Source organism: Streptomyces sp. WMMC940 (genome assembly GCF_027460265.1).
Classification (GTDB): domain Bacteria; phylum Actinomycetota; class Actinomycetes; order Streptomycetales; family Streptomycetaceae; genus Streptomyces.
Genome location: NZ_JAPZBC010000001.1, coordinates 3,224,954 through 3,238,684, shown reverse-complemented (window position 1 = coordinate 3,238,684; position 13,731 = coordinate 3,224,954). Strand labels below are relative to the sequence as shown.

General features: G+C 73.9%; 11 protein-coding genes. 8 read left to right on the top strand and 3 right to left on the bottom strand.

The annotated features are described in order from the left end of the window. Positions 1 to 9: 9 nt before the first annotated feature. Positions 10 to 984: an ABC transporter substrate-binding protein gene (locus tag O7595_RS14235; protein ID WP_269729060.1), complete on the top strand. Its 975-nt coding sequence runs from the start codon at positions 10 to 12 to the stop codon at positions 982 to 984. A gap of 156 nt (positions 985 to 1,140) precedes the next feature. Beyond that, positions 1,141 to 2,217, top strand: a complete 1,077-nt coding sequence (locus O7595_RS14230) for a hypothetical protein (RefSeq protein WP_269729059.1) — start codon at positions 1,141 to 1,143, stop codon at positions 2,215 to 2,217. A gap of 324 nt (positions 2,218 to 2,541) precedes the next feature. Here O7595_RS14230 and O7595_RS14225 read toward each other — a convergent pair whose 3' ends face one another. Together O7595_RS14225 and O7595_RS14220 are read right to left on the bottom strand one after the other, a co-directional pair. Beyond that, positions 2,542 to 3,684 carry an NADH-quinone oxidoreductase subunit D gene (locus O7595_RS14225; protein ID WP_269729058.1) on the bottom strand — a complete coding sequence of 381 codons (1,143 nt, stop codon included), beginning with the start codon at positions 3,682 to 3,684 and terminating at the stop codon, positions 2,542 to 2,544. Between the two features lie 556 nt (positions 3,685 to 4,240). Beyond that, the gene (locus tag O7595_RS14220) at positions 4,241 to 5,236 is read right to left on the bottom strand and encodes an SAM-dependent methyltransferase (protein WP_269729057.1); all 996 of its coding nucleotides are present in this window, start codon (positions 5,234 to 5,236) and stop codon (positions 4,241 to 4,243) included. A gap of 122 nt (positions 5,237 to 5,358) precedes the next feature. On the opposite strand from O7595_RS14220, the gene O7595_RS14215 reads away from it, so the two are divergent. After that, positions 5,359 to 6,558, top strand: coding sequence for a sensor histidine kinase (locus O7595_RS14215; protein ID WP_269729056.1), 1,200 nt, complete (start codon positions 5,359 to 5,361; stop codon positions 6,556 to 6,558). Between the two features lie 91 nt (positions 6,559 to 6,649). After that, positions 6,650 to 7,327, top strand: coding sequence for a response regulator transcription factor (locus O7595_RS14210; protein WP_269729055.1), 678 nt, complete (start codon positions 6,650 to 6,652; stop codon positions 7,325 to 7,327). A 136-nt stretch (positions 7,328 to 7,463) separates the two neighbouring features. Here the strand turns inward: O7595_RS14210 and O7595_RS14205 are convergent, their stop codons facing one another. Beyond that, positions 7,464 to 8,738 carry a threonine aldolase family protein gene (locus O7595_RS14205; protein WP_269729054.1) on the bottom strand — a complete coding sequence of 425 codons (1,275 nt, stop codon included), beginning with the start codon at positions 8,736 to 8,738 and terminating at the stop codon, positions 7,464 to 7,466. Between the two features lie 123 nt (positions 8,739 to 8,861). On the opposite strand from O7595_RS14205, the gene O7595_RS14200 reads away from it, so the two are divergent. From O7595_RS14200 to nadC, 4 genes are read left to right on the top strand one after another with little or no spacing between them, the layout of a single operon-like run. Next, the gene (locus tag O7595_RS14200; protein WP_443071619.1) at positions 8,862 to 9,905 is read left to right on the top strand and encodes a Rossmann-like and DUF2520 domain-containing protein; all 1,044 of its coding nucleotides are present in this window, start codon (positions 8,862 to 8,864) and stop codon (positions 9,903 to 9,905) included. Beyond that, positions 9,902 to 10,900 (top strand): pantoate--beta-alanine ligase, encoded by a 999-nt coding sequence (gene panC, locus O7595_RS14195; RefSeq protein WP_269729053.1) that lies wholly within the window; start codon positions 9,902 to 9,904, stop codon positions 10,898 to 10,900. The genes O7595_RS14200 and panC overlap by 4 nt, the downstream gene beginning before the upstream one ends. After that, positions 10,897 to 12,705 carry an L-aspartate oxidase gene (locus O7595_RS14190; RefSeq protein WP_269729052.1) on the top strand — a complete coding sequence of 603 codons (1,809 nt, stop codon included), beginning with the start codon at positions 10,897 to 10,899 and terminating at the stop codon, positions 12,703 to 12,705. Before panC ends, O7595_RS14190 begins: the two co-directional genes overlap by 4 nt. Beyond that, positions 12,702 to 13,727, top strand: a complete 1,026-nt coding sequence (nadC, locus tag O7595_RS14185) for a carboxylating nicotinate-nucleotide diphosphorylase (RefSeq protein WP_269729051.1) — start codon at positions 12,702 to 12,704, stop codon at positions 13,725 to 13,727. Before O7595_RS14190 ends, nadC begins: the two co-directional genes overlap by 4 nt. Positions 13,728 to 13,731 lie beyond the last annotated feature (4 nt).

Here is a 13,731-nt window from a genome sequence, read left to right as displayed (position 1 = left end):
GTGAACCTCATGAGCAAGACCTCGCGCCTCGCGGGAGCGGTACTGGGCACCGTGGCCCTGTTGGGCTCGCTGGCCGCTTGCGGCGGTGACAGCCTGGAGCAGGAGAAGGGCGGCTCCGGAGCCTCGGACGGCGCGGCCGGCGGCAAGGGCGCCCTCGTCGTGGGGGCGGCGGCCTTCACCGAGTCCAAGGTGCTCGCCGAGCTCTACGCCCAGGTGCTGCGCGACGCCGGATACGACGCCTCCGTCACCACGGTGAAGAACCGCGAGCTGTACGAACCGTCCCTGGAGAAGGGGGAGATCGACGTCGTACCGGAATACGCGGCCACGATCGCCGAATTCCTCAACGCCAAGGCGAACGGCCCGAAGGCGCCCGAGGAGAAGCCCGTCGCGTCGAGCGACGTCGCCGCGACCGTGGCCGCTCTGGAGAAGCTCGCGACCCCTCGCGGGTTGAAGGTGCTGCCCGCCGGCGACGCGGTCGACCAGAACGCGTTCGCGGTGAGCAGGGAATTCGCCGAGAAGAACGAACTCAAGTCCCTTTCCGATCTCGGCAGGTCGAAGATCAAGGTCAGGATCGCGGCCGGCGACGAGTGCGAGGTGCGCCCGTTCTGCGCGCCGGGTCTGAAGAAGACGTACGGCATCGACGTGGCGGGCGTGGACCCGAAGGGCGTCGGCACCCCGCAGGCCAAGCAGGCGGTCAAGGACGGTGAGGACCAGCTGGTCCTCACCACCACGACCGACGCCACGCTGGAGAGCTTCGGGCTGGTGCTGCTGGAGGACGACAAGAAGCTCCAGAACGCAGACAACGTGCTGCCCGTCGTCAACGCGAAGGACGCCGGATCGCAGGAGATAGCCGACGCGCTCGGCAAGCTCACCCGCGCGCTGACGACCGAGGACCTGGTCGAGCTGAACCGGAAGGTGGACGCCGAGCGGGCCAAGCCGCAGGACGTGGCGAAGGAGTATCTGACGTCCAAGGGCCTGCTCTAGCCGGTCGCGGGCGGGCGCCCGAAGGCGCGGAGCGAGCCGGAACGGGGCGTGGGAGAAGAGGGAAGGCGCGGCACATCGAAAGCGATGTGTTCCTGATGCGAAGAGATTGCCGGGCTGACCCCCCAATCGTCACCTACGCACGGTAAATTTCAGGCCATGCCACGTGGACGCCACCGCCATTCCCCACCTCTGCACAGGCTCCTGCCGCCCTCGGCGGTCGCCGGAGCTTCGGTCCTTTGTGCTTTGGGCGCCTGGCTGCTCTCCGATCCGGTCCTGCTCCGCACCCTGGTCGCGGCGGCCGCCGCCACGGCGGTCACCGGCGCGGTCCTCATGCGCAGTTGGGACCGGTACGCGGGCCGCCGCGTCGCCGAACTCACCCGTCTCCGCGCCAGCGACGCGTGGAAGACGGAGGAGCGCGTCGCCGAGCTGGAAGCCGATCTCGACGAGTCCCGCGAGCTGCGGACCAGGCTTGACGCCAAGCTGCGCGCCAAACGGGTCGAGCTGGCCGGACTGCGCAACGAGCACGCAGCCCTGCTCCGCCGGTACGCGAACGCGGAGACCGAGCGCGCCAGCGCGCTCGAGGGCCGCAGGCAGCTCGCGATCGAGGCGGGCTCGCCCAAGGAGCTTCCCGCGGCGGGCTCCACGCCGACGCCGTCCGCGTATCTGCGTGCGGCCAAGGCACTGGAGGACCTGCCGCGCCGGGCCGCCGAGCAACAGGCCAAGCGCACCGTCGAGGAGGCCCGCAAGCGCGACATCGCCGAGCGCGCCCGAGAGGCGGACGAGCCGCAGGGGAAGCACGCGGCGGCCGCCGGGGGAGCACAGCACGCCCGCCCGTCGTCCGCCGTCCCCGCCACGCGTGTGCCGGTCGCCGCGGCGATAGTCCCCTACTCCGGGCAACGCCGGCCCGCGCGCCCGCAGGGCGGATTCGACTTCTTCGGCACCCAGGGGGCGAAGGCCCCGGAGAACGGCGAACAGGGCGCGGAAGCCGCCGGGTCCACCGGACCGGCCGTGACCGCGGGGGGCGGCAGCCGGAAGAAGAAGCCGGTCGCGGCCCTCGAACCCGCTCAGCTCGCCTCCGTCCAGGACGAGGATCTCGCCGATGTGGTGGGCGAGGAGGCCCTGGCCCAGAGCAGGCGCACCGACGAGCGCGCCGTGGGTGAGGTCATCGATCTGACCGCGCACGACGAGACGGAGCAGCTCGACGTCGCGCAGCTGCGCACCGCGATCTCCTGATCCGGCGCGGCGGCGCCGCCGCGCGGCCCCGACTGCCGAAACGCCGGGCGGCGTGAGCCGCCCGGCGTTCGTGGTGTCAGGGGGTCCGACGGACCGCCCGCCGTCCGCAACCGGATGCCGCGCCGCCGCCGCGTCCCGGATGCCGCCGACGTTCGCGCGGCGACCGGTCGCGCCGGTCTCGCCCCGGCATCGGCCCGCGCCGTGGGGCTCCCCGCCGTACCGCTCCGTGCCGCCGGTCTCGGCGGTGGACCGCTCCGGGCCGTCCCGTCCGTATGCCGTGCGCGCGGACCTCGTCGGGCTCGCCCGGCCCGGCCCCTGCCCCGCCTACTTGTCGATGTCCCCCACCACGAAGAACATCGATCCCAGGATCGCGACCATGTCCGCGACCAGGGTGCCGGGCAGCAGCTCGGTGAGCGCCTGGATGTTGTTGTACGACGCCGAGCGGAGCTTGAGGCGGTACGGGGTCTTCTCCCCCTTGGAGACCAGGTAGTAGCCGTTGATGCCGAGCGGGTTCTCGGTCCAGGCGTACGTGTGGCCCTCGGGCGCCTTGAGCACCTTCGGCAGCCGCTGGTTGACCGGCCCAGGCGGCAGCTCCGCGAGCCGGTCCAGGCAGGCGTCCGCCAAGTCCAGCGAGTTGTGCGCCTGCCACAGCAGGCACTCGAAACGGGCCAGACAGTCGCCCTCGGTGCGGGTGACCACCTTCAGCGTCTCCCGGAGTTCGCCGTAGGCCAGGTACGGCTCGTCGCGGCGAAGATCGAAGTCGACGCCGGAGGCACGGGCGATGGGGCCGGAGACGCCGTACGCGTGTGCCGTCCGCCCGGTCATCACGCCGACCCCCCGGGTGCGGCCCCGGAAGATCTCGTTACCGAGCACGAGCCGGTCGTAGACGTCCATCCGCGAACGGACCTCGGCGATCGCGCTCCTCGCCCGGCCGGTCCAGCCCGCGGGCAGGTCCTCCTTGAGTCCGCCGACGCGGTTGAACATGTAGTGCATCCGGCCGCCGGAGATCTCCTCCATGACGTGCTGGAGGTCCTCCCGCTCGCGGAAGGCGTGGAAGATCGCGGTGATTCCACCGAGTTCGAGCGGATACGACCCCAGGAACATGAGGTGGTTGAGCACCCGGTTCAGCTCCGCGAGGAGCGTGCGCAGCCATACGGCGCGCTCCGGGACCTCCATGCCGAGCATGCGCTCGACGGCCATCACGACGCCCAGCTCGTTCGAGAACGCCGACAGCCAGTCGTGGCGGTTGGCCAGCATGACGATCTGCCGGTAGTCACGCGCCTCGAAGAGCTTCTCCGCACCCCGGTGCATGTAGCCGATCACCGGCTCCGCCCGCTCGATGCGCTCGCCGTCCAGCACGAGACGGAGGCGCAGCACACCGTGCGTCGAGGGATGCTGCGGTCCGATGTTCAGCACCATGTCGGTGCTCTCCGCCGCGCCGCCGATGCCGATCGTCGTCTCCGTCATGGGCGACAGTATCCCTCGCGTGGGCGAGTGGTACGGAGCCCCGCCCGCGAACCGGACGGGTGTGCGGCGGGACCACCGGCCCGGGTCCCGGTCCGGCCACCGGCACGCGCCCGGTCCGAGCGGTACGCGCCCGCTCTCCGATCCGTCGGCGCGAGAGGCCGCACCCACCGGGCCTGTGCGGGCGTTCGAACCGCCCGGGGCAGGGAGCCGGGGCACGGCCGCCCGTCCGGGTCCGGACCTCGACGGATCCGTGTCGGGAGCGCGTGAGTCCGTCGTCGTGCTCCGCGGCCCCGCCGCCCCACGCGTGCGCGCCCGCCACGGCCCCGCCGGCCCGCCCCGCTCGCCGTGTGCCTGCCCGTGCGTGCGGTGATCCCCCCCGGAAGCGGGAGCCGGTTCGGTGTGAGAGCCGGACAGGTCGGGACGGTACCGGTGCCGTGCGCGGCGACCCGCGGTTCGCGCAGGGTCCGTCGCCGTACGCGCGGACTCCTGCGACGGTGCCCGGCCCCGATCGCCGGAAGAGCCGTGGTGGTACGCGCGGACCCGTGCCGTCGGTGCCTCAGCCGGCCGGGACGGGCTGGAGGAGCCAGGTGAAGTCGCCGAGGCCGCCCCGGGCGGTGAGTTCGGCGGCCTCTCCCGCGGAGGCCAGGGCGCGGACGTAGGCCGCGGGATCGGACGAGGCCAGCGCGAGCGGCGGCCGGGCGCCGGAGACGCCGAGACGGCGCAGGGCCTCGCGCTGGCTCACCAGCTCGGCCCCGGGACCGGCGCAGGCGTCGAGGGCCACGTGCGCTGTGATGTCACAGCCGCCGTCCGGAACGGGACGCACCTCCCGCCCGCCGCTGAACCCGGTCAGCGTCCCGAAGGGCGGACGGTCCCCCGCGTGGTGGGCGTAGTCCACGGCGACCGCGAGTCCCGCGTCCAGCCCCGCGACCGCCGCAGCCCATGTCTCGTCGCGCGGCCGCCCGATCTCGGCCCGCGTGCCCGGGTCGGCGGTGGGCCACCAGCGGTCCAGCCAGGCCGCGTCGGCCCCGGCGACCGGATCCCCGAGGCGTTCCTCGCCGTCAGCCCTGACCAGCACGTAACGGCGGACGCCCGCCTCGTCGGCCTCGGCGACGTCCACCGGGACGTTGTCCAGCCATTCGTTCGCGAACAGCAGCCCGGAGATCCCGGCCGGCGGCCGCTCGTCCCACTCGATCCGAGGGTCGAGCCCCGCCGGCCGGGCGGCCCGCTCGACGGCGTGGGCGCGCACCGGAAAGCCGTCCGGCAGTGCCGCCAGCACCCCGGTCAGCAGTTCCCCGCGCCCCGCGCCTACGTCGACCAGCGCGACCTCCGCGACCCGGGCCGGCAGGCCCTCAGCAGTCTCCCTCAGCAGCCGCGCCACCGCGGCGGCGTACAGGGGGGACGCGTGCACGGAGGTGCGGAAGTGCCCGGCGGGTCCCTCCGGTCTCCGGTAGAAGCCCCGCGGACCGTACAGCGCGCGTTCCGTGGCCTCCCGCCAGGGGACCCATTCCGCGCCGCCGGCGTCCTCCGCCTCGTTCGTCGCCTGGTACGTCACGCGCCCCAGTCTCCACCTCGGGGAGCGCCCCCCGTTCTCCACCTTGGGGAGTAGGCTTCCGCGGACCGGATCGACCCTCCGGTTGACCCGGGCACCTTTCGTACCTGCCTACGCTGGGTTACGTGCAGCGCCTCTACGATTTTCTCCGCAGGCACCCGACGGGCGTCGACAGCTTCTGGGCTGTGATGCTCTTCGGGTTCTCCATGCTGTGGGTCGTCCAGGAGCACGTCGGGTTCGAACCGCGCATCGCACCCGTCCTCGTCGTGCTCCTCCTCTGCCTGGCCGTCGCGCTGCGCCGCCGTATGCCGGAGAAGATGCTGCTGTTGGTCGCCGGGATCGGCGTCGCGCAGCTGGCGCTGGACGTCGGGCCGAACCCGGCGGACTTCGCGATGCTCGTGCTCATCTACACCGTCGCCGCGCACGACGGACCGCGCTGGGCCTCCCACCTCGCGCTCGCCGGCGGTCTGTGCGCCGCGACGCTCGCCCAGATCCGTTGGCCCGAGCCGAGTATGAGCGCGGGTGCGAAGATCTTCTTCACGGTCGTCATGACCGTTCCGTTCGCCCTCGCCTGGGTACTCGGCGACTCCCTGCGCACCCGCCGCGCCTACTTCGCCCAGCTGGAGGAGCGTGCCCGCCGGCTGGAGAAGGAGCGCGAGGCCCAGTCGAAGGTGGCCGTCGCCGCCGAGCGCGCCCGGATCGCGCGCGAGCTCCACGACGTCGTCGCACACAACGTCTCGGTGATGGTCGTCCAGGCCGACGGCGCCGCCTATGTGCTGGACGCCGCGCCCGACCAGGCCCGGCAGGCCCTGGAGACGATCTCCTCCACGGGCCGTCAGGCGCTCGCCGAGATGCGCAGGCTGCTGGGCGTCCTGCGCACCGGTGACGCACCGGAGAGCGGTGAGTACGTACCGCAGCCGGACGTCGAGCAGATCAAGGAGCTGGTGGAGCAGGTCCGCGGCTCGGGCCTGACCGTCGACTTCCGGATCGAGGGCACCCCGCGGCCACTCCCGAGCGGGGTGGAGCTCACCGCGTACAGGATCGTCCAGGAAGCCCTCACCAACACGCGCAAGCACGGCGGACCGGACGCCGGGGCGAGCGTCCGGCTGGTCTACTTCGACGACGGCCTCGGACTCCTCGTCGAGGACGACGGCCGGGGCGCGGCCCACGAGCTGTACGAGGACGGCGGCGCGGACGGCAAGGGCCACGGCCTCATCGGCATGCGGGAGCGTGTCGGCATGGTCGGCGGCACGCTCGACGCCGGTCCGCGGCCGGGCGGCGGATTCCGGATCAGCGTGCTGCTCCCCCTCAAATCCGCCCACTAGCCTGCCGTCACCGCCCCGTCGGCCCACCCGCCCGTCCCACCGAGCCCCCGCATCCGTCCCGGCCCCGGCCCACAAGACAAGGACCCCGCCCATGCCCATCCGCGTGATGCTCGTCGACGACCAGGTGCTGCTGCGCACCGGCTTTCGGATGGTGCTCGCCGCCCAGCCCGACATGGAGGTCGTCGCGGAGGCCGGCGACGGGGCCGAGGCCATCGAGATCCTCCGCTCCACTGCGGTCGACGTGGTGCTGATGGACGTCCGCATGCCCCGGCTGGACGGGGTGGAGGCGACCGGCAGGATCTGCGCCCAGTCCGACCCGCCGAAGGTGCTGATCCTGACCACCTTCGACCTCGACGAGTACGCGTTCTCCGGACTCAAGGCGGGAGCCAGCGGCTTCATGCTGAAGGACGTGCCGCCGGCCGAACTGCTCGGTGCCATCCGTTCCGTGCACAGCGGCGACGCGGTGGTCGCCCCGTCCACGACGCGCCGGCTGCTCGACCGCTTCTCGCCGATGCTGCCCTCCCACGGGAAGGAGCCGGAGCAGAAGGAGCTGGGGCGGCTCACCGAGCGCGAGCGCGAGGTGATGATGCTCGTCGCCCAGGGGCTGTCGAACGGCGAGATCGCCGCCCGACTGGTGCTGTCCGAGGCCACGGTGAAGACCCATGTGGGCCGCATCCTCACCAAGCTCGGGCTGCGCGACCGGGTGCAGGTCGTGGTGCTCGCGTACGAGAGCGGCCTGGTGCGCGCGGGCGGCGGCACCGCGTCCTGACCGGCGTGCTCCCGTGGATCGGTCCTCGGCGGTCCATTGCGCCGCGGAACGCCTGACGGGCGCTGCCTGAACGGCATGGACACGATGCCTCCGCCGAGGTGACGGCGGAGGGGAGGGGGAGGACGGGTGCCGCCCGTCAGCCGCGCTCCCGTCCGCCGCCGGCCCGTACCCGCGCCATGAAGTCCGCGAGGGCCGCCCTGACGTCGTCGGCGGTCCACGAAAGACCCGGAGAGGAGACCGTGACCTCCGTGGCGCAGACGCCGGGCGGGCCGCACGGGGCCGGGAACCAGCGGCGGAACAGGGTCACACCGGTCTCCTCCGCCTGCCGTACGCCCGCCTCGTCGAGAAGGTCGGCGCCGAAGGGGAGCCACACCTGGAACTGGTGGGTGTGCGGCGGATCGGGGTGCACCCGGAACCAGGGCACGCCGGGTTCCTCCGTCAGCCCGGCCGCCAACGCCGCCGCGACGGTCCTCGCATGGGCCACGTAGGACGGCAGCCTCGGCAGCTCCCGCTCCAGGCCCAGCAGCGCCGACAGCGCCGCCGGGTACTGCTGGAAGACCAGGCCGCCGTAGCGGTGGCGCCAGGCCCGTGCCTCCTCCACCAGGGACTCCGGCCCGGCCAGTACCGCGCCGGACAGGCCCGCGAGGGACTTGTAGAACGACACGTACACGCTGTCCGCGAGTCCGGCGATCTCGTCCAGTTCTCGGCCGAAATGGGGGGCGCACTCCCAGAGTCGCGCGCCGTCGAAGTGCACCACCGCATCCATTTCGCGCGCCGCCTCGACGACGTCCACCAGTTCGTCCCACTCGGGCAGCACGAATCCGGCGTCCCGCAGCGGCAGTTCCAGCATCAGCGTGCCGAACGGCTCGTCCAGGCCGCGTATCTCGTCCGCCGTCGGCAACCGCGGTTCCCGGGTCGGGTGGATCGTACGCAGCCCGCCGACCGCACCCAGCGCACCCCGTTCGTGGACCTCGGGATGGGCGAGCGGATGCAGCGCGACGGTCCGGTTCCCCGTGCGCCCCGCCCAGCAGCGCAGCGCCACCTGCTGCGCCATCGTGCCGGTGGGGAAGAACGCCGCGGCCGGGAGGCCGAGCAGCGCCGCCACGCGCCCCTCCAGCCCGGCGACGACCCCGTCGCCGTAGAGGTCCACGTGCTCGTCGAGGTCGTGGACGGCGCCCGCGTCGGCCGCCAGGGCCGCGAGCCGCTCGCCGAGCCGACCGTCCGCGGAACCGTGCCACAGCAGCCGTTCGGAAGCCCGCCAGGCCGTCAGCCTGCGGCGGCGCTCGGCCTCCTCGCTGCCGTCCCCGCGCCGCTCCGGGGCAGCGGCCGTATCCGCGCCCGCCGCAGCTTCCGTGCCTGCCCCCGGTCCGCCGGAGTCGATGGGCCGCGTCCGATCCGCGTTCTGAGTCATGCTGCGATGATCGCCCACACCGGGCCGTCCCGTGCCGTTGTCCACAGGTCCCGTCCGTCGGGTGCCGGCGCTGCCTCCACAGCCTGTGGACAAGCGGAAGCCTCGTCGAAACGCTGGCGTAGCATGGCGAGGAATCGTCCGGTACCCCCTGCGGACTGGAACGGAAGGCCGCGCGTGAACGCACCATCGCCAGCAACACCACCGGCACAGGAGCCGGTCGACCCCAAGGACCGTCCGGCCCGCCTCACCGTGGGTGTCGTCGGCGCTGGCCGCGTCGGCCCGGCGCTGGCCGCATCCCTCCAGCTCGCCGGCCACCGCCCCGTGGCCGTCTCCGGGGTCTCCGACGCGTCCGTGCGCCGGGCCGCCGCGATGCTGCCCGACGTGCCGCTGGTTCCCCCCGCGGAGGTGTTCGCGCGCGCCGAGCTGGTGCTGCTGACCGTTCCCGACGACGTGCTGCCCGGACTGGTCGAGGGGCTCGCCGAGACCGGTGCCGTGCGCCCCGGCCAGCTGCTGGTGCACACCTCCGGGCGGTACGGCGCGGCGGTCCTCGACCCCGCCAGGCGGGCCGGGGCGCTCCCGCTCGCCCTGCACCCCGCCATGACCTTCACCGGCACCTCCGTGGACGTCCAGCGGCTGGCCGGCTGCTCCTTCGGCGTCACCGCGCCCGAGGAGCTGAGGCTCGCCGCCGAGGCCCTCGTCATCGAGATGGGCGGGGAGCCCGAGTGGATCGAGGAGGCCGCCCGTCCGCTGTACCACGCGGGCCTCGCCCTCGGCGCGAACCACCTGGTCACCCTGGTCGCCCAGGCCATGGAACTGCTGCGCACCGCCGGGGTCTCGGCCCCGGACCGGATGCTCGGCCCGCTCCTCGGCGCCGCGCTCGACAACGCCCTGCGCTCGGGCGACGCCGCGCTGACCGGGCCGGTGTCCCGCGGTGATGCCGGGACCGTGGCGGCCCATGTGTCCGAGCTGCGCGAGCACGCCCCGGGCATGGTCGCCGGCTATCTGGCCATGGCACGGGCGACCGCGGACCGCGCCCTCGCGCACGGCCTGCTCAAGCCCGAACTCGCCGAGGACCTGCTGGTGGTCCTCGCGGACGGCCACGACGCCGCGGACGGCCGGGGCCGCACGGACGGCCCGGACGCCGCGGACGGAGAGAGCGACCGATGATCACCCCCCTGCGCACCGCGGCGGAGCTGGACGCCCTCGCCCCGGCGGCGCCCGCCCGTCGCGCCGTCGTCATGACCATGGGCGCTCTCCACGACGGCCACGCCACCCTGGTCCGTACCGCCCGGGCGCTGGTCGGGCCGCTGGGCCAGGTCGTCGTCACGGTCTTCGTGAACCCGCTGCAGTTCGGCGTCGGCGAGGATCTCGACCGCTATCCGCGCACCCTCGAAGCGGACCTCAAGACCGCGGCGGAGGCGGGCGCCGACGCCGTCTTCGCCCCCTCGGCCGACGAGGTGTACCCGGGCGGCGAGCCCCAGGTCCGGATCACCGCCGGCCCCATGGGCGAGCTCCTCGAGGGCGCCTCCCGGCCCGGCCACTTCGACGGCATGCTGACCGTCGTCGCCAAGCTGCTGCACCTCACCCGCCCCGACATCGCGCTGTACGGGCAGAAGGACGCACAGCAGCTGGCCCTGATCCGCCGTATGGTCCGGGACCTGAACTTCCCGGTGGAGATCGTCGGGGTGCCGACCGTGCGGGAGCCGGACGGCCTCGCCCTCTCCAGCCGCAACCGCTACCTCTCGCCGGAGGAGCGCCACACCGCCCTCGCGCTGTCCCGCGCCCTGTTCGCCGCCCGCGACCGGCTCGCCGCGCAGCTCGCCCTGCGCGCCCGGGCCGAGTCGGCGCCCGCCTCCAACGCCCGGGCCGCCGCGCTCTCCGCGCTCGGCGAGGCCCGGGCGGCCGCCGACGCCCACGCGGTCGCCGCCGCCCAGCCCGGCGGCGGAGCCGACGCCGTGCGGGCCGCCGCGCGAGCCGTTCTCGACGAGGCCGCCAAGTCCTCGTCGCCCCTCGTTCTCGACTATCTCGCCCTGGTCGACCCGGCCGACTTCTCCGAGGTGGCCGACGACCACACCGGCGAGGCGATCATGGCCGTCGCCGCACGGGTCGGCACGACCCGGCTGATCGACAACATCCCCCTGACCTTCGGAGCCGCCTCGTGACGAGCACCGGTATACGGCTGAACGCCCCGGCCCCCGGCTGGGCCATCGACGCGGACGTCGTCGTGGTCGGATCCGGCGTCGCGGGCCTCACGGCGGCACTCCGCTGCAGGGCCGGTGGTCTGCGCACCGTCGTGGTCACGAAGGCGCTCCTGGACGACGGATCCACCCGCTGGGCCCAGGGCGGCATCGCCGCGGCGCTCGGCGAGGGCGACACCCCCGAGCAGCACCTCGACGACACCCTCGTCGCGGGCGCCGGGCTGTGCGACGGGGAGGCGGTGCGCACGCTCGTCACCGAGGGCCCGGACGCCGTGCGGCGGCTGATCGCGACCGGCGCGCGGTTCGACACCGACGACGCCGGCGGTATCGCGCTGACCCGCGAGGGCGGCCACCACCGCCGGCGCATCGCCCACGCGGGAGGCGACGCCACGGGCGCGGAGATCTCCCGCGCGCTGGTCACGGCGATACGTGAGGGCGCGGTCCGCGTCATCGAGCACGCACTGGTGCTCGACCTGCTGACCGACGCGGAGGGCCGTACGGCCGGCATCACCCTGCACGTCATGGGCGAGGGCCAGCACGACGGCGTCGGCGCGGTGCACGCCCCCGCCGTGGTCCTGGCGACCGGCGGCATGGGCCAGGTCTTCTCCGCCACCACCAACCCGCCGGTGTCGACCGGCGACGGCGTCGCACTCGCGCTGCGCGCCGGCGCCGAGGTGAGCGACCTCGAGTTCGTCCAGTTCCACCCGACGGTGCTCTGGCTCGGCCCGGACTCCGAGGGCCAGCAGCCGCTGGTCTCCGAGGCGGTGCGGGGCGAGGGCGCCCATCTCGTCGACTCGTCCGGCACCCGCTTCATGGTGGGACAGCACGAACTGGCCGAGCTCGCCCCCCGGGACATCGTGGCCAAGGGCATCATGCGCCGCATGCAGGAGCAGGGCGCGGACCACATGTTCCTGGACGCCCGCCACTTCGGCGCCGAGATGTGGGAGAACCGATTCCCCACCATCCTCGCCGCCTGCCGCGCCCACGGCATCGACCCGGTCACCGAGCCGATCCCGGTCGCCCCTGCCGCCCACTACGCCTCCGGAGGCGTCCGCACCGACCTCCACGGCCGTACGACCGTCCCCGGCCTGTACGCCTGCGGCGAGGTCGCCTGCACCGGCGTCCACGGCGCGAACCGGCTGGCCTCCAACTCCCTCCTCGAGGGGCTCGTCTTCGCCGAGCGCATCGCGAGGACGATCGCGGAGACCCACACGGCCGGGCCCGTCCCGCCGGCCGGTACGGACGGCTCAGCGTCCGCCGTGCCCGCCGTGCCCGCCGCGGACGGGCGGCCCGGGACTGCGTCCGGCGCTCCGGCGGAGGACGGCTTCCCCGGGCCCGTACCGCTCCTCGTGCCCGAGGCCCGGCGCGAGATCCAGCGGATCATGACGAGCGGCGCCGGAGTGCTGCGCTCCGCGGCGAGCCTGGACGATGCGGCGGACGCCCTGGAGGCGCTGCACCTGTCCGCGCTGCACGACACCGAGGAGTTCGACAAGGCCGCCGAACCCGGCGTCGAGTCCTGGGAGGCCACCAATCTGCTGCTCGTCGCCCGGGTGCTGGTCGCCGCCGCCCACGAGCGGACGGAGACGCGCGGCTGCCACTGGCGCGAGGACCACCCCGGGCGGGACGACGCCGGGTGGCGCCGCCATGTCGTCGTGCGCCTCACCCCCGACCGCCGCCTCGTGGTGCGCCGCACGGCGACCGAGGCTTTCCCGCCCGCCCGTCCCGCCTTCGTCCCCACCCCCACCGCCGACAGGGAGCCGCAACAGTGAGCACGCCCGAAGAACGTCCGGAGCCCGTGGACGTCCCGCTGATCCAGATCGGCGCCCGCGCCGCCGAAGAGCAGGGCTGCGGCGACGACTGCGGCTGCGGCGACGAGGTGTACGAGTGCGGCCTGGACCCCGACCTCGCGGAGCTGCTGGCCGAGTCCGGCCTCGACCCGGTACAGGTCGAGGACGTCGCGCACCTCGCCATCGAGGAGGACCTCGACGGCGGCGTGGACGTGACGACCGTCGCCACCGTTCCCGAGGACGCGGTCGCCACCGGCGACTTCACCGCCCGCGAGGCGGGCGTCGTCGCGGGTCTGCGCATCGCCGAGGCGGTCCTCTCGATCGTCTGCACCGACGAGTTCGAGGTCGAGCGCCACGTCGAGGACGGCGACCGCGTCGAGCCTGGCCGGAAGCTCCTCTCCGTCACCGCCCGCACCCGGGACCTGCTCACCGGCGAGCGCAGTGCCCTGAACCTCCTGTGCCGTCTCTCCGGCATCGCCACAGCGACCCGGGCCTGGGCCGACACGCTCGAGGGCACCGGCGCGCGCGTGCGCGACACCCGCAAGACGACCCCGGGCCTGCGCGCCCTGGAGAAGTACGCGGTGCGCTGCGGCGGCGGCGTCAACCACCGCATGTCGCTGTCCGACGCGGCACTCGTCAAGGACAACCACGTGGTCGCCGCGGGCGGCGTGGCCCAGGCGTTCAAGGCCGTCCGGGAGACGCTGGCCGAGCTGGGCACCCCGGACCTTCCCGTCGAGGTCGAGGTGGACACCCTCCACCAGGTCCGCGAGGTCCTGGACGCGGGCGCGGACCTGATCCTCCTGGACAACTTCACGCCGGTGGAGACCGCCGAGGCCGTCGCGATCGTCGCCGGGCGCGCGGTCCTGGAGTCCTCCGGCCGGCTCACCCTGGCGAACGCCCGGGCCTATGCCGAGACGGGCGTGGACTACCTCGCGGTCGGGGCGCTCACGCACTCCTCCGCGATCCTCGACATCGGTCTCGACCTGCGAGAGGCCGAGGTCTGATCCG

Excerpts from the sequence above, each read along its gene's own strand:
- panC (WP_269729053.1), top strand. The coding sequence starts at position 9,902 with ATGATCACCCCCCTGCGCACCGCGGCGGAGCTGGACGCCCTCGCCCCG.
- O7595_RS14205 (WP_269729054.1), bottom strand. The coding sequence starts at position 8,738 with ATGACTCAGAACGCGGATCGGACGCGGCCCATCGACTCCGGCGGACCG.
- O7595_RS14200 (WP_443071619.1), top strand. The coding sequence starts at position 8,862 with ATGGCGAGGAATCGTCCGGTACCCCCTGCGGACTGGAACGGAAGGCCG.
- O7595_RS14210 (WP_269729055.1), top strand. The coding sequence starts at position 6,650 with ATGCCCATCCGCGTGATGCTCGTCGACGACCAGGTGCTGCTGCGCACC.
- O7595_RS14230 (WP_269729059.1), top strand. The coding sequence starts at position 1,141 with ATGCCACGTGGACGCCACCGCCATTCCCCACCTCTGCACAGGCTCCTG.
- O7595_RS14225 (WP_269729058.1), bottom strand. The coding sequence starts at position 3,684 with ATGACGGAGACGACGATCGGCATCGGCGGCGCGGCGGAGAGCACCGAC.
- O7595_RS14235 (WP_269729060.1), top strand. The coding sequence starts at position 10 with ATGAGCAAGACCTCGCGCCTCGCGGGAGCGGTACTGGGCACCGTGGCC.